This window comes from Nonomuraea indica, from assembly GCF_002850745.1.
Taxonomy (GTDB): domain Bacteria; phylum Actinomycetota; class Actinomycetes; order Streptosporangiales; family Streptosporangiaceae; genus Nonomuraea; species Nonomuraea indica.
In genome coordinates this window covers 40,442-57,644 of the sequence record NZ_KZ559468.1, presented here as the reverse complement: position 1 = coordinate 57,644, position 17,203 = coordinate 40,442, and the positions used below count along the sequence as shown (strand labels likewise).

Here is a 17,203-nt window from a genome sequence, read left to right as displayed (position 1 = left end):
GCGGGAATCCGGTGCTCACCTTAGACCAGCGGCGGCCGCCCTCTTGCGCGCGAGGGCGTCCACACCGGCGGCCAGCAGCAGCACGAATCCGGTGACCAGGTACTTGACGCTGGCGCCGTACTGCATCAGGGCCATGCCGTTGTCGATGACGGCGATGACCGCGCCGCCGAGCACGGCGTCGAGCACCCGGCCCTTGCCGCCGAACAGGCTGGTGCCGCCGATCACGGCCGCGCCCACGGCGTAGAGCAGCACGGAGCTGCCGCCGGTGTTCGGGTCGACCGAGCTGGCCCGCGAGGCGGCGATGATGCCGCCGACGGCGGCCATCGACGAGCAGATCATGAACGCGCTCACCTTGATCCGGTCCACCGCGATGCCGGCCCGGCGGGCCGCCTCGGCGTTGCCGCCGACGGCGTACAGGTGCCGGCCGAACGCGGTGCGGCGCAGCACGAACGTCCACAGCACGAGCAGCGCCACGATGATCGGCACCACGACGGGCACGCCGCTGAGCGAGGCGAACGCCGGGTTGAGGCTGCGCTCCAGGTTGAGCAGGTAGACGGCCGCTCCGGCGAGCACGGCCAGCGCGGCGACGCGGGCGGCGATGAGCGAGATCGGGTCGGAGACCAGGCCGCGGGAGGCGCGCTTGCGGGCCCGGACGAGCTGCACCAGCGCGTAGGCCGCCACGCAGGCCGCGTACAGGGCCCAGCCGAGCGCGGGCGGCAGGTTCCGCTGCGCGACGGCCTTGATCACCGGGTCGTTGATGGAGATGTTGGTGCCCTCGTTCACCAGCACCAGCACGAGCCCCTGGAAGGCGAGGAAGGCGGCGAGCGTCACCACGAACGACGGTATGCCGATCTTGGCGACGAGGCCGCCGAGCACGGAGCCGATCACGGTGCCGGTCACGATGGCCGCGAGCACGCCCACGTACCACGGCATGCCCATGTTGGTCAGCAGCACGGCGAGCACCGCGGCGCAGACGCCGCTGGTGAAGCCGGCCGACAGGTCGATCTCGCCGAGCAGCAGGACGAACACCAGGCCCATCGCGATCACGGTGATCGCGGCGCCCTGGGTGAAGAGGTTGGCGAAGTTGATGGCGGTGACGAACGACGGCCGGGCGACGGCGAAGGCGGTGCAGAGGACCAGCAGGCCGAGCACGGCGGGCAGCGCCCCCATGTCGCCGCGGCGGACCCGTTCGGTGTAGGCGCGGGCGCTGCTGCCGATCGACGGCTGCCGGACGGCCGCGATCAGGGCCTCGTCGGTCACTTCGGTGGTCTTGCTCATGGGGTGACCCCGTTCTTCAGGCCGAGGTCCCCACTTCGGCCGGCGGTGATCAGTTCGACGACCTGGGCGTGCGTCACGTCGGCGGTCCTGACCTGGGCGGCCATCCTGCCGAGGTAGAGCGCCGCGATCCGGTCGGAGACGGCGAAGACGTCGTTCATGTTGTGCGAGATGAGGACGACCGCGAGGCCGGTGTCGGCGAGCCTGCGGACGAGTTCCAGCACCTGGGCGGTCTGGGCGACGCCCAGCGCGGCGGTGGGCTCGTCGAGGATGACGACCTTGCTGTTCCACAGGACGGCCTTGGCGATGGCGACGGTCTGCCGCTGGCCGCCCGACAGGCTGGAGACCTGCTGCCTGATGGACTTGACGGTGCGCACGGAAAGGCCGCTCAGCGTCTGCTGGGCGAGCTCCTCCATCGTGGCCTCGTCGAGCACCAGGCCGCTGCGGCGTTCCCTGCCGAGGAACATGTTCTGGACGATGTCGAGGTTGTCGCAGAGCGCGAGGTCCTGGTAGACGATCTCGATGCCGAGCTCGCCCGCGTCGCGCGGCCCGTGCACCTGCACGGGCTTGCCGTCGAAGACGATCTCTCCGGCGTCGATCGGATGGATGCCGCCGATGCACTTGACGAGCGTCGACTTGCCGGCGCCGTTGTCACCGACGAGCGCGGTCACCTCGCCCGCGTGGGCGTGCAGCGTGACGTCGTGCAGGACCTGCACCGGACCGAAGCTCTTGTCTATCCCGCGCACTTCGAGCAGGGGGGTCATGGGTCTCCCTCGGGGAGGGGTACGGCCGGGGCCCGGGGGCGCCGGCCGTACCCTGCTCCGCTTCGTTACTGGATTCCTGCTTCCGTGCACTTGGCGGCGAACTCACCGGTGCACAGCTCCTCCTTGGTGACGTACCCGTCGGCCACGACGTCCTTGACGTTCTCGATCGTGATGGCCTGCGGGTCCAGCAGCTCGGCCGGGACGTCCTTGCCGGTCTCCGGGTCCTTGACGCTGCCGCTCGCCTGGGGCTTCTCGCCCTTGGCCAGCGCGACGGCGAGCTTGGCCGCGGCGTCGGCCTCCTTCTTGACGGCCTTGTAGACGGTCATGCACTGGTCGCCGGCGAGGATGTTCTGCAGGCCCTGGACGGTGGCGTCCTGGCCGGTGACCGGCACCTTGCCGTTGAGGTTGTTCTTCTTCAGCACGGTGATGGCGGCGTTGCCGAGGCCGTCGTTGGCGGCCAGCACGCCGGCGATCTTCGGCTGGCTGGTCAGCATCTGCTCGAAGATCGTGCCGGCCTGGGTGTTGTCCCAGTCGGGAACGGCCTGGTCGGGGCCCTTGACGTAGTCGCCGGAGTCGAACTTCGGCTTGAGCACGCCGTCGTAACCCTGCTTGAACAGGGTGGCGTTGTTGTCCGTCGGCGAGCCGTTGAGGTAGGCGACGATCGGCTTGTCGGCCTTCTTGTCCGACAGGCACTTGACGAGCCCCTCGCCCTGGAGGGTGCCGACCTTGGTGTTGTCGAAGCTGACGTAGTAGGCGGCGTTGCCGCCCAGCGTGAGCCGGTCGTAGTCGATCGTGACCACGCCCTGCGACCTGGCCTTCTCGATGACGGTCTTGCCGGTGCCGCTGTCCAGGTTGACGATCATGAGAACGGTCGCGCCGTTGGTCATCATCTGGTCGGCGATGGTCTGGAAGGCCGTCTTGTCGTTCTGGGCGTTCTGGATGTCGTACTGCACCCCGGCGGCCTTGAACGCCTCTTCCAGGTACTTGCGGTCCGCCGTCTCCCAGCGGGCCGAGGACTTGCTGTCGGGCAGGATGACGCCGATCTTGCCGGCCTTCTGCTGCGGTGAGCCTTCTGCGGTGGCGCCGGTCGTGGTCTGACCGCTGTCGCCCCCGCAGGCGGTGAGACCGAGGGCGAGCGCGGCTGCCGCGGCCGTCATGCTGAGGATCCCCTTGCGCATGTGCAGGGTCCTTTCTTCCGGAGGGGCCCGGGATGAATGTTGTTTGCGGCAACGTAATCCGCGGTGGCCTGCTTGGGAAGACCCAGCGGAGGGGGAGTTTGTTGTTCCAGGTAACAATCGGGAAACACGCGGTCAACCTCGGGGAATCCCCCGGCGACCCGCGGCGCACGCCCGTGTTGGCCTGTAAGCGCTTTCCCGACCTGCGTCCGTCACGCCGCGAGACTCTGCGCGATGAGCACCACGGAGGAAAGCGCGGCGACCGTCAGGACGGCCGCTCGCACCCGCCCGCCGTCGAGGCGGCGGCGCACCGGCCCCGACACCAGGAACCCGAGCACCATGGGCACGACGAGGGCCGCCCCCGTGGTCAGGGCGCGGGCCGGCAGGTGGTCCACGAGCGCGAGGACGACCAGCGCCTGCGCGGCGCTGACGGAGAAGAACATCGCCAGCGTGGCCCGGATCTCGGGCCCCTTGGCGCCCTGGTAGACCAGCGCGATGGGCGGGCCGCCGATGCCCGTCGCGGTGCCGGTGATCCCCGAGAGGAATCCGGCCGCGGCGATCGTCGCCCGGGTGCGGGGCACGCTCAGCGCCCGCGCGGTCAGAGCGACGGCGAGGAGCACCATGACGCCTACGAAGACGCCCAACGTGTAGACGGAGACGTAGACAACGATGACAGCACCGATGGCACTGCCCGGCAGCCGCCCGAGCAACGCGAACCCCACACCGCGCCAGTCGGCCCTGCGCCCCTCGGCGGCGAGCGTGAACAGCGGCATCGTCAGGTTCACCACCTGGATGGCGCCGGGCATGATGCCGGGGTCCAGCAGGGCCAGCACGGGCGCGGCGACCAGCCCCAGCCCGAAGCCCACACTCCCCTGCACCACGGCCCCAGCGAACACCGCGACACCCCCGACGACCAGCACGAGCAACTCGTTCGACATGCGGGAGAGTCAACCATCTTTACGGAGAGTTGCCGTTCGCACACCGCACGCAGTCGATCAGGTATAGGGTTTCGACAGACGCCGACATAGCCTCTGGAGTATGAGCGTGAAGCCCAGAACAGCAACGACCATACGTGTCAGCGTCGCCACGAGAGACCGCATCGCCCGCATCGCCCGACAGGAGGGCCGGAGCATGACCGAGGTGCTCAACGAAGCGATCCACGACTACGAACGCAAGCACTTCTGGGAGGAGCTCAACGAGCAGATCGAGCGCACCCAGCGAGAGGATCCCCGGGCCTGGGCCGACTATCTCGCCGAACGCGAGCTGGTCATGGGCCCGCGATCCCGGTCACGCCGGATCGCCCCCGAATGGGAGGGGCTGATCACATTCCCCGAGGAGAACGATGAAGGCCACCCGAGGTGATATCTGGTTCGCCGATCTCGGCGATCCGACCGGCCGGGAGCAGGGCTTTCCCCGTCCTGTGCTCGTACTCAGCAACGATCGACTCAATCGCTCGAAGCTGGGGCTCGTTCTCGCGATCCCCCTGACAACGCGAGAACGCGGCTACCTCACCCACATCAGGGTCTCAGCCAACGGGACGGGGCTGGCGAAGACGAGTTGGGCGATGGTGGAGCAGATCCGCGCCCTGTCACCGGAACGATTCGAGTTCTACGTCGGCCACGCTCCCGATGAGACGGTCGACGAGGCCATCGGCGTGCTCAGGCAGATGATCTGAGCATGGCCGTGCCACCCGGCGAAGTGATGGTTCGCCGGGTGGCATCCTTCATCGTGCCAGAGCCGCCCTCGCCGCGCCGGACGGGAGGCGAGATCCGCCTCGGCCGGCGGCGACCTCCGGCGGCCCGGGCGGTCAGGACTTGGCGAGCAGCGAGCGCAGGACGTACTGCATGATGCCGCCGTGCCGGTAGTAGTCGGCCTCGCCCGGCGTGTCGATGCGGACCACCGCGTCGAACTCGACGTCACCGGCCTTGACCCGCACCGTGCGCGGGATGCCGCCGTCGTTGAGCTTCTCGACCCCGGTGATGTCGAAGGTCTCCTCGCCCGTCAGCCCCAGCGACTCGGCGCTCGCGCCCTCCGGGAACTGCAGCGGCAGCACGCCCATGCCGATCAGGTTGGAGCGGTGGATGCGCTCGTAGGACTCGGCGATGACGGCGCGGACGCCGAGCAGCGCGGTGCCCTTGGCCGCCCAGTCACGCGACGAGCCCGAGCCGTACTCCTTGCCCGCCAGGACCACCAGCGGCGTGCCGGCGGCCGCGTAGTTGACCGAGGCGTCGTAGATGAACGACACCGGGGCGTCGGGCTGGGTGAAGTCGCGGGTGTAGCCGCCCTCGGTGCCCGGCGCGATCTGGTTGCGCAGGCGGATGTTGGCGAAGGTGCCGCGGATCATCACCTCGTGGTTGCCGCGCCGCGAGCCGTAGGAGTTGAAGTCCTTGACCGCGACCCCGTTGGCCTGGAGGTACTGGGCGGCGGGCGTGCCGGTCTTGATGGAGCCGGCCGGCGAGATGTGGTCGGTGGTGACCGAGTCGCCGACCTTGACCAGGACCCGGGCGCCGGTGATGTCGGAGACGGGCTCCGGCTGCTCCGGCATGCCGTCGAAGTAGGGGGCCTTGCGCACGTAGGTCGAGTCGGGGTCCCATTCGAAGGTGTCGCCGGTCGGGATCGGCAGCGACCGCCAGAGGTCGTCGCCCTTGAACACGTCCGCGTAGTCGCGCTCGAACATGTCGCGCCCGATGGAGGAGTTGACCACGGCCGAGACCTCTTCGGGCGACGGCCAGATGTCGCGCAGGAACACCGGCTGACCGTCGGAGCCGGTGCCGAGCGGCTCGTTGTCGAGGTCGATGTCCATGGTGCCGGCCAGCGCGTACGCCACGACGAGCGGCGGCGAGGCCAGGTAGTTCATCTTGACGTCGGGGTTGATGCGGCCCTCGAAGTTGCGGTTGCCGGACAGCACGGCGGTGACCGCGAGGTCGCCCGCCTGGACCGCCTCGGAGATCTCCTCCGGCAGCGGGCCGGAGTTGCCGATGCAGGTGGTGCAGCCGTAGCCGACGAGGTTGAAGCCGATCTTGTCGAGGTAGGGCTGCAGGCCCGAGCGCTCGAAGTAGCCGGTGACGACCTGCGAACCGGGCGCCAGCGAGGTCTTGACCCACGGCTTGCGGGTCAGGCCCTTCTCGACGGCGTTGCGGGCCAGCAGGGCCGCGCCGAGCATGACGTACGGGTTGGAGGTGTTGGTGCACGAGGTGATCGCGGCGATGGCGACGATGCCGTGGTCGATCTCGAACGAGGTGCCGTCGGCCAGCGTGACCGGCACCTTCTTGTGCGGCCGCTCACCGTTGAGAGCGGCGGGGTGCGGCTCGTCGCCGTTGCCGCCGTGGCTGATCGCCGGGGCGTCGGAGGCGGGGAACGACTCGGCGGACGCCTCGTCGATCGGGCCCTCCACGGCCGGGGCGTAGTCCTTGACGGCCGCGCGCCAGGCCTTCTTGGCGTCGGACAGCGCGATGCGGTCCTGCGGGCGCTTGGGGCCGGCGATCGACGGGACGACCGTGCCCAGGTCGAGCTCGATGTACTCGGAGAAGACGGGCTCGGGCGCCGACGGGTCGAGCCAGAGGCCCTGGGCCTTGGCGTAGGCCTCGACCAGGGCGATCTGCTCCTCGGAGCGGCCGGTCAGGCGCAGGTAGTCGACGGTCTGGCCGTCGATCGGGAAGATCGCGCAGGTGGAGCCGAACTCGGGGCTCATGTTGCCGATCGTGGCCCGGTCGGCCAGCGGCACGCTGGAGACGCCCTCGCCGTAGAACTCCACGAACTTGCCGACCACGCCGTGCTTGCGCAGGATCTCGGTGATGGTGAGCACCAGGTCGGTGGCGGTGGCGCCCGCGGGCAGCTTGCCGCTGAGCTTGAAGCCGACCACGCGCGGGATGAGCATGGAGATCGGCTGGCCGAGCATCGCGGCCTCGGCCTCGATGCCGCCGACGCCCCAGCCGAGGACGCCGATGCCGTTCTCCATCGTGGTGTGGGAGTCGGTGCCGACGCAGGTGTCGGGGTAGGCCTTGCCGTCACGGGTCATCACGACGCGGGCCAGGTGCTCGATGTTGACCTGGTGCACGATGCCGGTGCCCGGCGGGACGACCTTGAACTCGTCGAAGGCCGTCTGGCCCCAGCGCAGGAACTGGTAGCGCTCGCGGTTGCGCTCGTACTCGCGCTCCACGTTGCGCTGGAAGGCGTCGGGGTGGCCGAAGTAGTCGACGATGACCGAGTGGTCGATGACCATCTCGGCGGGGGCCAGCGGGTTGATGCGGGCCGGGTCGCCACCCAGGTCGCGTACGGCCTCGCGCATCGTGGCCAGGTCGACCACGCAGGGCACGCCGGTGAAGTCCTGCATGATCACACGAGCGGGGGTGAACTGGATCTCCACGCTCGGCTGCGCGCCGGGGTCCCAGCCGCCCAGCGCCCGGATGTGGTCAGCCGTGATGTTGGCGCCGTCCTCGGTGCGGAGGAGGTTTTCCAGCAGGATCTTCAGGCTGTACGGGAGGCGGGCAGCACCCTCGACGGCATCCAGCCGGAAGATCTCGTATGACGCGTCTCCGACGCGCAGCGTGTCACGGCTGCCGAAGCTGTTCGCGGACACGGTGATTCGCCTCCTCCATAGACAGTTGCTCAAGGTGAATCCTCCCGCACCCGGGGATCGACCAGCACGTTAGGTGACCCTAAGTCCAGGGCGCGGCGGATGTCTCGACATCAAGATATCGACAGAACTATCTCGACATCAAGTTAACCGGGTGGGGCCTCAGGCGGGCACCAGACGCAGGAAGAGCAGCCCGATGATGGCGACCGACAGCACGGGGGCGAGGATCTTCTGCTCGAACTTCTTGCCGGTCTTGATGCCGATCTTCCATGGCAGCAGGAACTTCACCGACATGGGCCACAGCACCGGGCAGCCCTTCTCCGTCATGCAGTCGCCCACGACGTGCACGAACGAGCCGATCCCCACGGCCAGCCCGAGCCAGGCGTAGCCGACGCCGAGTGAGAGGAACACCGTGTACAGGCCCGCGGTGAGGCCGATGTTGACCAGCGCCGAGCCGGCCTTGTTGCCCGGGATGCCGATGCCGATCGCACGCAGCGCGAGGCCGATGAGCAGGACGACCAGGACGTCGCGGCCGATGGGATGGCTGCTCGCCAGCCAGTGCGCGCCGAACCCGACCGCGACCGCGAAGGCTAAGGAGTGGGTGGCGCCACGGTGCCCGCCGCCCAGCCAGTTGACCACCTTGCTCAGCGCCCACGTCACCGGACCGAACGTCTGCGCGATCGTGGCGCTCGGATGGTCGAGGTCGGGCAGCATCGCCGCCCCCGCGCAGACGAGCGCCCCGGCGATGAGCTCCGCCGGCGTGAGCGCGTTGACCATGATCCCGGTCGAGATGAACCGGTCGGACTCCATCACCATCGGCAGGGCCGCCAGGCCCGGCGCCAGCCCCAGCCAGGCGATGGCCCCCGTCATCGCGTGCGTGTGACCCATCATGATCCGGACTGTACGGCAAAGCGCGGACACCGGGGCGTGGCGGCCACGCCTGATCCCCGTCCGGTCGCCGAGCAGAAACAGGGGCCGGCGAGGTGGCCGCAAACGCAGACGAGGTCGTCTCCGCGGCGACAGCACCCCCCAGCCCTGCCGACGCGGAACGACCTCGTCTGATCTGAACAACGACCTCGTTCCCGATCCTGTTCCCGGATTCCGGAGCATTTTCGTGATCTGTCTCACTCTCCCCGCGGCATTGCTCGCGACATGTTGGCGATATATCTTTGAAGCATCGAGAACAGTCGAAACTTGGAGGAACCCCCATGACTTCCGCACATGCGGCCGGCCGCCCCTGGCCCGACCCGAGAGAGTTCAGGCACGCCGCCCATCAGGCGTTCAGGGCCATCGCCGGAGCCTGGGAGGACGCCGGACGGCGTCACCACCCCCCGCACGGCCACGCCCCGCACGACCACGGGCCGCACGACCACCGGGGACGCGGCCGGCGGCCGTTCCCGCCCGAGTTCGGGCGCGGCCCCTGGGGGCCGGGCGGGCCGTTCGGGCCGGGTGGGCCATGGGGCCACCGCGGCTGGGGCGGCCGGGGCCGCAAGGCCAAGCGCGGCGACGTGCGCGCCGCGATCCTGGCCCTGCTCGCCGAGGAGCCGCGCAACGGCTACCAGATCATCCAGGAGATCGCCGAGCGCAGCGAGGGCGGCTGGAAGCCCAGCCCCGGCGCCGTCTACCCGGCGTTGCAGCAGCTCACCGACGAGGGCCTGGTGGTCTCCGAGGAGAACGAAGGCCGCAAGACCTTCCGTCTCACCGAGGCCGGCCGCGCCTACATCGACGCCCACGGCGACGAGGTGCGCGCCCCGTGGGACGAGATGCGGCCCGACATCGACGACAACGCCGCCGATCTGTGGGACCTGGCCCGGCAGTCGGCGTTCGCGATGATGCAGGTTCTGCAGACCGGGAGCGACGCACAGATCCGCGAAGCGCGTAAGACTCTGGTGGAGACCCGGCGCAAGCTCTACCAGATCCTGGCCGACGGCGACCCGGGCGAGGAGTGACCCGATGACCGGCGCCATCGTGGAAGACCGGTCCGCGAAGGAGGAGTCACGCATGGATCCGGACCACCACGGCAGCGGCGAGGAACGGCGGACGGACCCGGCCGGGGACCGCGCCGTCCACCCCGCCGACCACCTCGCCGGACGCCCCGCCGAGCGGCCCGCCCGAGACCCGCGTCCCGACCCCGGCGACCTGCGCATCGGCGACGCCGAGCGCGAGCAGACGATGGCCGCGCTGCGCGAGCACTTCGCGCTGGGCCGGCTCGACCACGCCGAGCTGGACGAGCGGCTCGACCGGACGCTGGCGGCGCGCACCGTGCGCGACCTCGCCCGGGTGACGGCCGACCTGCCCGGCCACGGCCACCACAGCGCCTATCGCGAGCCGGTCGCGCCCGGGCCCGGCGACTGGCGCGCCGCGGTGAACGCGCATCGCCACCAGGTCGCGGCCACGCGCCACCACCGTCCGCGCCGGGGCCCGCACGGTCACGGTCCGCACCGGGGCGGGACGCCATGGCTGCCGATCCTGTTCGCGATGATGTTCGTCGGGCTGGTGGTCGGCGGCTGGGGCGTCGTCAAGGTGCTGTTCCTGATCTGGCTGGGTGCCACGATCTTCAGCGCGGTACGGCGGCGGTTCCACCACCGCGGGTGACCCGCCCGTGACGGGGTAGGCGGGCGGGATGACATCCGACCGACGCCGTTTCGCCCGCAACCTGCTCGCCACGGGCACCGCCGTGGCCGCGGGCGCCGTGACCGGCGCCCTCTCGACCGACAGCCGCTCCCGGTGGTACCGCCGGTTGCGCAAGCCGCCGTGGCAGCCGCCCCCGCAGGCCTTCGGCCTGGTCTGGACCCCGCTGTACGGCCTGATCGCCTACGCCGGCGCCCGCGCCCTGACCACCGCCTCCGCCCCGGCCGGGCCCGAGACGTCCGCGACGGCGGCCTCCGGGACGGAGGCTCCCTCGACCGGAACGGGGGCAGGGACCGAAACCGGAACCGGGACGGGAACCCGGACCGGGACCGGGCCCGGGGCAGGGGCAGGGACCGGGGCAGGGACCGGGACGGGGACCGCGGCAGGAACCGGGGCGGCGGGGCGGGCCGGGCTGGTGCGGGCGCTCGCGGTGAACCTGGCGCTCAACACCGCCTGGACGCCGCTGTTCTTCGCCGCCCGCTCCCCCCGGCTGGCGATGGTGGACATCCTGGCCCTGAACGCCTCCAACCTCACGCTGCTGCGCCGCTTCCTGCGCGCCGACCGCCGCGCGGGACTGGCGCTGCTGCCGTACGTCGCCTGGACCGGCTTCGCCACGGCCCTGAACGGCGCGATCATCGCCCGCAACCCGGAGGCCTGACGCGCGGCCTCCGGGAACCGGCGGTCAGGCGGCGCCGCGGGCGGCCGTGGGCGCGTCCTCGCCGAGCGTCCGGTCGATCCAGGAGCGGTACCGGGTGACGTCGGTCCAGATCCCGACACCGGGCCCGCCCGAGGGGTTCGTCGAGCAGCCGGCGCCGCCGTCCATGCGGTCGTCCACGTCGTCGCCGTCGCGCGAGGTGGCCCCGATCAGCTCCCACCGGCCGCCGACCCGGCGGATCTGCGGCCCGCCGGAGTCGCCGTTGCAGGCGCTGGCCGCCCGCCCGTCACGTTCGCCCGCGCACAGCTCCGCGACGCCGTCGAGCGTGACGCAGCGGCTGTCGGCGACGCGCACGGTGTCGAGCTCGCGCAGCAGGCGCGAGCCGTCCGCGCACTCCGGGTTCTCCCGGTCCTCGCAGGTCATGCCCCAGCCGAGGACCCGGCTCGGCGTGCCCACGGGACCGGGATCGGCGGCGACGGGGATGGGCGCGAGGTCCACCCGCCGGTCCAGCCGGACCAGCGCGATGTCCGACTCGCGGCCCCGGCGCAGCTGGGCGGAGCCGAAGCCGGGGTGGACGACGACGCGCTCGACGCCGGCGGGCACGCCGCCCTCGTCGCGGTCGGCGGAGCCCACGCGCACCCGGGTCCTGCCGGGCTTCAGCAGGCCCTGGCAGTGCGCCGCGGTGACGACCCAGTCGGGGGCGACGAGGGCGCCGCCGCAGTGGTGGTCGGGCTCCTCGGCCAGCCGGAACGACACCATGAAGGAGTAGGGCTCCGTAGCCGCCCGCCCGCCGATGATGGCGGGCCGGTCGGCCAGGAGGACGGTCTGAGGGGTGGTGGCCGCAGCGGCCGTGGTGGCGGTGGTGGCCGCAGCGGCGGTGGTGGCCGACGCGGACGGCGTGGCGAGCAGGGGGGCCACGAGAGCGGCCATGAGGGTGGCCGCGAACGCCGTCGAGCGCCTGGCGGTTGCCTGGAACACGCGTGTCCTCTCGTCCGAGGGGCGGGAAGGGGATCCTGGTCGCTGCGGAAGCGGCAGGTCAGAGGCCCTCCCGGGCGACCTGCCACACGCGACAGGCTACCCGGGCCGCGGCGCGGTAGGCGCCGGCGAGCCCGGCCGCCGGCCTCAGCCGAGGGCGCGGTCGAGGTTGAAGGCGGCGCTGATGAGCGACAGGTGGGTGAAGGCCTGCGGGAAGTTGCCCTGCTGCTCGCCGTTCCGGCTGATCTCCTCGGCGTACAGGCCGAGGTGGTTGGCGTAGGTGAGCATCTTCTCGAACGCCAGCCGTGCCTCGTCCACGCGCCCGGCGCGCACCAGCGCCTCGACGTACCAGAAGGAGCAGATGGAGAACGTGCCCTCCTCGCCGCGCAGGCCGTCCGGGCTGACCTGCGGGTCGTAGCGGTAGACGAGCGAGTCGGACACCAGGCAGGCGGTGAGCGCGTCGAGGGTGGACAGCCACTTGGGGTCGGTCGGCGAGATGAACTTCACCAGCGGCATCATGAGGACGGCGGCGTCGAGCACGTCGCCGTCCTGGTGCTGGACGAACGCGCACCGCTTCTCCGACCAGCCGTGGCGCATGAGCTGCCGGTAGATCGTGTCGCGGGTGTCGCGCCAGCGCTGCATGTCGGCCGGCAGGCCGCGGCGGCGGGACATGCGCATGGCCCGTTCGATCGCCACCCAGCACATCAGCCGCGAGTACAGGAAGTTCTTGCGCCCGCCGCGGGTCTCCCAGACGCCCTCGTCCGGCTGGTCCCAGTGCTCGCACACCCAGTCGACGAGGGAGCAGACGTCGTCCCAGTGGCCGCTGGAGATGGGCTGCCCCCACTTGTCGTAGAGGTAGACGGAGTCGATGAGGGCCCCGTAGATGTCGAGCTGGAGCTGGTCCGCCGCGGCGTTGCCGACCCGCACCGGGGCCGACGCCCGATGTCCCTCCAGGTGGTCGAGCACGCGTTCGGGCAGTTCGGTGCGCCCGTCGATGCCGTACATGATCTGCAACGGCCCGGCCGGGCCGTGGGCGTCGCGGCAGACGCACCTGGTCAGGAAGTTCATGAACGCCTCCGCCTCGCCGGTGAACCCGAGCCGGAGCAGCGCGTACACGCAGAAGGCGGCGTCGCGCACCCACAGGTAGCGGTAGTCCCAGTTGCGCTCGCCGCCGATCTGCTCGGGCAGGCTCGTGGTGGGCGCGGCGACGATCGCGCCGGTCGGCGCGTAGGTGAGCAGCTTGAGTGTCAGCGCCGAGCGGTGGACCATCTCCCGCCAGCGGCCCCGGTAGCGGGAGGCGGACAGCCAGCGCCTCCAGAACCCCACGGTGGCGGTGAACTCCGCGTCCGCCTCCGCGTGCGGGCAGCCACGCGGTTCCACGCCGCCGTCCACCCGGTCCAGCGCGAACACCTCGGACTGGCCCTCCTTGAGCGTGAACTCGGCCGTGGCGTCCCGCTCGTCGCGGGCGACGGGCACCGTGGCGGTCAGCGCCAGCGAAAGGTCGTCGGAGGAGAAGAGCACCACGCCGCCGCGTTCGGTCACCTCGTGCGGCCGCGCCCCGTAGCCGAAGCGGGGGGCGACGCGGGCCCGGAACGGGATCGAGCCGCGCACGCAGACGACCCGCCGGATCAGCCGGTGCCGGTCGACCTCGCCCCCGTCGCCGGACCCCTCGCTCACCGGCATGAAGTCCTGGATCTCGCCCACCCCGTCCTCGGTGAAGAACCGGGTGATCAGCACGTTGGTGTCGGGGAAGTAGAACTGCTTGGTCCTCGCGGGGACGGCGGCGGCCAGCTCGAACGCCCCGCCCCGGTCCGCGTCGAGGATCGCGGCGAAGACGCTGGGCGCGTCGAAGCGCGGGCAGCAGTACCAGTCGATGGTGCCGTCGGTGCCGACCAGTGCCACCGTGCGCAGGTCCCCGATCAGGCCGTGCTCGGCGATCGGCAGGTAGCGGGAGGGCCCGCCCGGGTCACCGTGATCGATTGTTCCGGCCATCGCAGCAGCCTTTCTCCGGACACCGCCCCGTCCCCTGCCCCCGCCGCCGGCGGCGAAGCAGGGGTGCCGGGACAGTAAGGAGACTGTTGACCGAGATTGACCGGTGGTGGATAACGGAGTTCCGGTACGCCGCACTGATCCGGAGACTCAGATGACGGCCCTCGCTCCCCCCGCGCTGGTCGGACGCGACGCGCAGCTCGGCGCGCTGCTCCGCGCGATCACCCGGCCGCCCGCGGTGGCGCTGGTGCAGGGCGAGGCGGGGATCGGCAAGACGCGGCTGGTCCGGGCGGCCGTCGAGCTGCTGCCCGAGGGGGAGCGCACCGTGCTGGTCGGCCACTGCCACCAGCTCAGGGAGCCGTTCCCGTACGGGCCGGTGTTCGACGCGCTGCGCCACGCCGGGGCCGCCCTGCCCGCCGGGCCGGCGCTGAACCCGGTGACGGGGGCGCTGCGCGGCTACCTGCCCGAACTGGCCGGCGACCTGCCGCCGGCGCCGCCTCCGCCGCCGGTCGACGACCCGCGCGCCGAGCGGCACCGGCTGTTCCGCGCCGTCCACGCGCTGCTGGCGGCCGTGGGGCCGGTCGTGCTGGTGGTGGAGGACCTGCACTGGGCCGACGACGGCACCCGGGACCTGCTGCGCTTCCTCACCGACCAGCCGCCCGGGGGCCTGGCGCTGGTGGTGACGTTCCGGCGGGAGGACCTGCCGGTGCCGGGGCTGCCGTTCGGGCACGCGTACCGGCACCCGCCGGGCGTCAACAGCGAGGTGGTGGAGCTGGCGCCGCTGGACGTGGCGGGCGTCGCGCTCATGGCGGGCGGCCTGCTCGGCCGGGCCGGGCTGCCGGCGGCGTTCGCGGCGCGGCTGCACGAGCGCACCGCCGGGGTCCCGTTCGTGGTGGAGGAGGTGGTCCGCTCGCTGCTCGCCGACGCCGGCGGCGCCGCCGCCGGCGAGGTCGGGGAGGAGCCCAAGGCGCTGGACCGCATCGCGGTGCCGCTGCTGCTGCGCGAGGCGATGGCCGAGCGGCTGGCCGGGCTGTCCCCCGCCGCGCTGCGGGTCGTGCGGGCGGCGGCGGTGCTCAAGCTGCCGGCCGACGAGCCGCTGATCGCCGCCGTCTCCGGGGACGTCGGCGCGCAGGACGGCGCCGGGCTGTGCGAGGCGCTGAAGGCGGGCGTGCTCATGGAGCACGCCGACGGCCAGCACGGTTTTCGGCACGCGCTCGCCCAGCAGGCCGTCTACGACGCGATCCCCGGCCCCGACCGGCGGCTGATCCACCGGCGGGCCGTGGATGCGCTGGCGGCGCTCGACCAGCCGCCGCTCGTCCAGATCGCCTACCACGCGCGGCGCGCGGGCGACTTCGACGCCTGGCGGCGCCACGGCGGCGCCGCCGCCGACCAGGCGGCCGCGCTCGGCGACGTCCCGCTCGCCGTCGAGCTGCTGGAAGGCATGCTCGCCGACCCCAAGCTGCCGCGCGACGCCCGCGGGCCGCTGGCGTTGCGGCTCAGCAGGCTGGCGACGGTCGGGCTGTCCCACCGGCGCGTCGTCCGGCTGCTGCGCCACCTGCTCGCCGACGACTTCCTGTCACGGGAGGTACGCGGCGAGGCCCGGCTCAATTTGGGCGTGCTGCTCGCCAACCAGGCGGGCGCCATCGCCGCCGGGCGTCAGGAGGTGCTCGCCGCGCTGGCCGACCTCGCGGACCGGCCCGGCATGGCCGCCAGGGGGCTGGCGCTGCTGGCCATGCCGGCGTGGGGCACCGAGCCGATCTCCGCCCACCAGGAGTGGATGGACCGGTCCGAGAGCCTGGTCGCCGCCGACGGCGACCCCGAGCTCACGGCTACGGTGCACGCCAACAAGGTCGCCTTCGCCATGCTGGTCGGCTCGCCGGAGGCGTTCGTGCTGGCCGACACCCTGCCGGTCGGCCACCCGTCGGCGGGGGTCCGGCGGCAGGTGGCCCGCGCCTACTCCAACCTGTGTGACGCGGCGATCCCGCTCGGCCACTACGCCGCGGCCCGGCGGTACGCCGAGCTGGGACGGCGGCTGGCCGAGGAGAGCGGCGCCCTGTACCCCGTCTACCTGGTGGAGATGTCGTCCATCAGGCTCGACTGGCTGACCGGGCGCTGGTCCGGGCTGCGGGAGCGGGCGGGCGCGGCCGTCGAGATGATGCCGGAGACGCCGCTGCTCGGCGTGGACGCGCAGCTCGTCCTCGGCATGCTGGCGCTGGCCTGCGGCGAGTGGGAGGAGGCCGGCCGCCATCTGGAGGACGCCGGGGTGCGGGAGCCCGACTCGGCCTTCCTGCCGGTGGCCGCCGCCGCCTCCGGCGGGCTGGTCGAGCTGCTGCTGGCCCGCGACCGGGTGGACGCGGCGCTCGCCGAGGCCCGCGCGGCGGTGGCCCGGCTGCGCCGCAAGGGCGTGTGGGTGTGGGGCGAACAGCTCGTCCCGCCGGCCGTCGCCGCGCTGGTGCGTGCCGCGTGCCGCGAGGAGGCGGGTGAGCTGGTGGCGGAGTTCGCGGCCGGGATCGAGGGCCGCAGCGCTCCGTCGGCCGTGGCCGCGCTGGAGGTGGCGCGCGGCGCGCTGGCGCACGCCGACGGCCGGTTCGCGGAGGCGGTGGCGTGCCTGGCCCGCGCCGGGGCGGCGTACGAGGCGATGGGGTGCCCCTACGGCGCGGCCCGGGCGGCGGAGGCGGAGGCGCTCGCCCGGCTGGAGCTCGGCCAGCTGGACCGGGCGGCGGAGATCGTCGCCGGCGCGGCGGAGCGGTACGCGGCGCTCGGTGCCGCCCACGACGCGGCGCGCTGCCGGCACCGGCTGCGGGAGGCCGGCGCCGGCTGCCCGCCGCGCCGGGGGCGCAGGTCGGCGGGCGGCGGGCTGTCGCCCAGGGAACGCGAGGTGGCCAGGCTGGTCGCGCAGGGCCGGACGAACAGGGAGATCGCCGAGGTGCTGTTCCTGTCGCGCCGCACGGTGGACACGCACGTGGCGAAGGTGCTGCACAAGCTGGGGGTCCGCACCCGCAACGACGTCGCCTGGCCCCTGTGACGGGTGACGCCCGCCCCCCTTGTCAGAGGCGTCGCCCGCCCCCTTGTCACGGGCGTCGTCCGGCCCCCGGTGACGGGCGTCGTCCGGCCCCCGGTGATGGGAAAGGCCCCGGCCGGCGGCCGGGGCCTTGCGGTGGGG

General features: G+C 72.3%; 14 protein-coding genes. 6 read left to right on the top strand and 8 right to left on the bottom strand.

Going from position 1 to position 17,203, the window contains the following annotated elements:
* Window positions 1-15: 15 nt before the first annotated feature.
* The 4 genes from CXR44_RS08075 to CXR44_RS08060 all read right to left on the bottom strand — a co-directional run bounded on the left by CXR44_RS08075 (window position 16) and on the right by CXR44_RS08060 (window position 4,152).
* Window positions 16-1,278 (bottom strand): sugar ABC transporter permease, encoded by a 1,263-nt coding sequence (locus tag CXR44_RS08075; protein WP_101784297.1) that lies wholly within the window; start codon window positions 1,276-1,278, stop codon window positions 16-18.
* On the bottom strand, window positions 1,275-2,039 hold the full coding sequence (locus CXR44_RS08070; RefSeq protein WP_101784296.1) for an ATP-binding cassette domain-containing protein: 765 nt from the start codon (window positions 2,037-2,039) through the stop codon (window positions 1,275-1,277). The genes CXR44_RS08075 and CXR44_RS08070 overlap by 4 nt, the downstream gene beginning before the upstream one ends.
* A 65-nt stretch (window positions 2,040-2,104) precedes the next feature.
* Window positions 2,105-3,217, bottom strand: a complete 1,113-nt coding sequence (locus CXR44_RS08065) for a sugar ABC transporter substrate-binding protein (RefSeq protein ID WP_101784295.1) — start codon at window positions 3,215-3,217, stop codon at window positions 2,105-2,107.
* A 209-nt stretch (window positions 3,218-3,426) separates the two neighbouring features.
* Window positions 3,427-4,152, bottom strand: coding sequence for a sulfite exporter TauE/SafE family protein (locus tag CXR44_RS08060; protein WP_101784294.1), 726 nt, complete (start codon window positions 4,150-4,152; stop codon window positions 3,427-3,429).
* Between the two features lie 100 nt (window positions 4,153-4,252).
* Here CXR44_RS08060 and CXR44_RS08055 point away from each other — a divergent pair, with 100 nt between their 5' ends.
* Window positions 4,253-4,576, top strand: a complete 324-nt coding sequence (locus CXR44_RS08055; RefSeq protein WP_144069899.1) for a ribbon-helix-helix domain-containing protein — start codon at window positions 4,253-4,255, stop codon at window positions 4,574-4,576.
* The gene (locus CXR44_RS08050; RefSeq protein WP_101784292.1) at window positions 4,557-4,889 is read left to right on the top strand and encodes a type II toxin-antitoxin system PemK/MazF family toxin; all 333 of its coding nucleotides are present in this window, start codon (window positions 4,557-4,559) and stop codon (window positions 4,887-4,889) included. Before CXR44_RS08055 ends, CXR44_RS08050 begins: the two co-directional genes overlap by 20 nt.
* A 132-nt stretch (window positions 4,890-5,021) precedes the next feature.
* Here the strand turns inward: CXR44_RS08050 and acnA are convergent, their stop codons facing one another.
* Window positions 5,022-7,799, bottom strand: coding sequence for an aconitate hydratase AcnA (gene acnA / locus CXR44_RS08045; protein ID WP_219601740.1), 2,778 nt, complete (start codon window positions 7,797-7,799; stop codon window positions 5,022-5,024).
* Between the two features lie 153 nt (window positions 7,800-7,952).
* Window positions 7,953-8,681: a metal-dependent hydrolase gene (locus CXR44_RS08040; protein WP_101784290.1), complete on the bottom strand. Its 729-nt coding sequence runs from the start codon at window positions 8,679-8,681 to the stop codon at window positions 7,953-7,955.
* Window positions 8,682-8,998: 317 nt separating this feature from the next.
* Between CXR44_RS08040 and CXR44_RS08035 the strand changes: the two genes are divergently transcribed.
* From CXR44_RS08035 to CXR44_RS08025, 3 genes are read left to right on the top strand one after another with little or no spacing between them, the layout of a single operon-like run.
* Window positions 8,999-9,739 (top strand): PadR family transcriptional regulator, encoded by a 741-nt coding sequence (locus CXR44_RS08035; RefSeq protein WP_101784289.1) that lies wholly within the window; start codon window positions 8,999-9,001, stop codon window positions 9,737-9,739.
* Window positions 9,740-9,743: 4 nt separating this feature from the next.
* Window positions 9,744-10,385 carry a DUF1707 SHOCT-like domain-containing protein gene (locus tag CXR44_RS08030; RefSeq protein ID WP_101784288.1) on the top strand — a complete coding sequence of 214 codons (642 nt, stop codon included), beginning with the start codon at window positions 9,744-9,746 and terminating at the stop codon, window positions 10,383-10,385.
* A 28-nt stretch (window positions 10,386-10,413) separates the two neighbouring features.
* Window positions 10,414-11,079, top strand: a complete 666-nt coding sequence (locus tag CXR44_RS08025; RefSeq protein ID WP_101784287.1) for a TspO/MBR family protein — start codon at window positions 10,414-10,416, stop codon at window positions 11,077-11,079.
* 24 nt (window positions 11,080-11,103) lie between these two features.
* Here the strand turns inward: CXR44_RS08025 and CXR44_RS08020 are convergent, their stop codons facing one another.
* The gene (locus CXR44_RS08020) at window positions 11,104-12,054 is read right to left on the bottom strand and encodes a S1 family peptidase (RefSeq protein WP_219601708.1); all 951 of its coding nucleotides are present in this window, start codon (window positions 12,052-12,054) and stop codon (window positions 11,104-11,106) included.
* A gap of 144 nt (window positions 12,055-12,198) precedes the next feature.
* Window positions 12,199-14,043: a glycoside hydrolase family 15 protein gene (locus CXR44_RS08015; RefSeq protein WP_101784286.1), complete on the bottom strand. Its 1,845-nt coding sequence runs from the start codon at window positions 14,041-14,043 to the stop codon at window positions 12,199-12,201.
* A 151-nt stretch (window positions 14,044-14,194) separates the two neighbouring features.
* Between CXR44_RS08015 and CXR44_RS08010 the strand changes: the two genes are divergently transcribed.
* Window positions 14,195-17,065 carry an ATP-binding protein gene (locus CXR44_RS08010; RefSeq protein WP_101784285.1) on the top strand — a complete coding sequence of 957 codons (2,871 nt, stop codon included), beginning with the start codon at window positions 14,195-14,197 and terminating at the stop codon, window positions 17,063-17,065.
* The last annotated feature ends 138 nt before the right edge of the window (window positions 17,066-17,203 follow it).

Excerpts from the sequence above, each read along its gene's own strand:
- CXR44_RS08075 (WP_101784297.1), bottom strand. The coding sequence starts at position 1,278 with ATGAGCAAGACCACCGAAGTGACCGACGAGGCCCTGATCGCGGCCGTC.
- CXR44_RS08070 (WP_101784296.1), bottom strand. The coding sequence starts at position 2,039 with ATGACCCCCCTGCTCGAAGTGCGCGGGATAGACAAGAGCTTCGGTCCG.
- CXR44_RS08065 (WP_101784295.1), bottom strand. The coding sequence starts at position 3,217 with ATGCGCAAGGGGATCCTCAGCATGACGGCCGCGGCAGCCGCGCTCGCC.
- CXR44_RS08060 (WP_101784294.1), bottom strand. The coding sequence starts at position 4,152 with ATGTCGAACGAGTTGCTCGTGCTGGTCGTCGGGGGTGTCGCGGTGTTC.
- CXR44_RS08055 (WP_144069899.1), top strand. The coding sequence starts at position 4,253 with ATGAGCGTGAAGCCCAGAACAGCAACGACCATACGTGTCAGCGTCGCC.
- CXR44_RS08050 (WP_101784292.1), top strand. The coding sequence starts at position 4,557 with ATGAAGGCCACCCGAGGTGATATCTGGTTCGCCGATCTCGGCGATCCG.
- CXR44_RS08040 (WP_101784290.1), bottom strand. The coding sequence starts at position 8,681 with ATGATGGGTCACACGCACGCGATGACGGGGGCCATCGCCTGGCTGGGG.
- CXR44_RS08035 (WP_101784289.1), top strand. The coding sequence starts at position 8,999 with ATGACTTCCGCACATGCGGCCGGCCGCCCCTGGCCCGACCCGAGAGAG.
- CXR44_RS08030 (WP_101784288.1), top strand. The coding sequence starts at position 9,744 with ATGACCGGCGCCATCGTGGAAGACCGGTCCGCGAAGGAGGAGTCACGC.
- CXR44_RS08025 (WP_101784287.1), top strand. The coding sequence starts at position 10,414 with ATGACATCCGACCGACGCCGTTTCGCCCGCAACCTGCTCGCCACGGGC.
- CXR44_RS08015 (WP_101784286.1), bottom strand. The coding sequence starts at position 14,043 with ATGGCCGGAACAATCGATCACGGTGACCCGGGCGGGCCCTCCCGCTAC.
- CXR44_RS08010 (WP_101784285.1), top strand. The coding sequence starts at position 14,195 with ATGACGGCCCTCGCTCCCCCCGCGCTGGTCGGACGCGACGCGCAGCTC.